This is a genomic window from Enterobacter sp. C6 (assembly GCF_008122455.1).
Classification (GTDB): Bacteria; Pseudomonadota; Gammaproteobacteria; order Enterobacterales; family Enterobacteriaceae; genus Enterobacter; species Enterobacter pseudoroggenkampii.
The window spans coordinates 1-906 of record NZ_QPFW01000030.1; the positions used below are offsets into that span (position 1 = coordinate 1).

Here is a 906-nt window from a genome sequence, read left to right on the forward strand (position 1 = left end):
TCACCGTGACCGTCAATGGCAAAACCTATGCGGCCTCCGTGCTGGCAGACGGTTCCTGGAGCGCGGCGATCCCGACGGCAGACGTCGGGGCCTTCGCAGCAGGTACGGTCACCGTCACCGTTGCGGGCCAGAGCGCGGCGGGCAACCCGGTGACCATCAGCCATGACGTAACGGTGGATCTGGCGGCAGTCGCTATCAGCATCGATGCGATTGCCACCGACGACGTGATTAACACGGCGGAGAAAGGCGCGGATCTGGTGCTCTCCGGCAGCACCTCGAACGTGGAGGAAAACCAGACCGTCACCATCACCTTCGGCGGCAAGACGTATACCGCAAAAGTGGATGCTGATGGCAACTGGACGGCCACCGTGCCGTCTGCGGATCTCGCGGGCCTGAAGGACGGTGACGCCAGCGTGCAGGTGAGCGTCACCAACGCGCACGGCAACAGCGCCACGGCGGGCCGGGAGTACAGCGTGGACGCGACTGCGCCAACCGTGAGCATTGATACGGTCGCTGGCGACAACGTGATTAACGCCAGCGAAGCGTCTGCGGGCGTGGCCATTTCCGGCACCACCACGGCGGAAGTCGGGCAGACGGTCACCGTGACGCTGGGCGGTAAGAGCTATACCGCCCAGGTGCAGCAGGGTGGTATCTGGAGCGTGAACGTGCCGGGCACCGACCTGTCCGCACTGGCGGATAACGGCTACACCGTGCAGGTCAGCGTGAGCGACGCAGCGGGTAACCCGGGCAGCGCGGGCAAAGCGATTACGCTTGATACCACGCCGCCGACCGTCAGCTTTAACGCTGTCGCGGGCGATGACGTCATCAACAGCGTGGAGCACGGGCAGGCGCAGATTGTCAGCGGCACGGCAACCGGCGCGAGCGTCGGCGATAAGCTGGTCATCA

General features: G+C 65.0%; 1 protein-coding gene. It reads left to right on the forward strand.

Annotated elements, in window-relative coordinates:
- On the forward strand, positions 1–906 hold a 906-nt coding region (locus DOU50_RS00180), incomplete at both ends, for an Ig-like domain-containing protein (protein ID WP_148768453.1).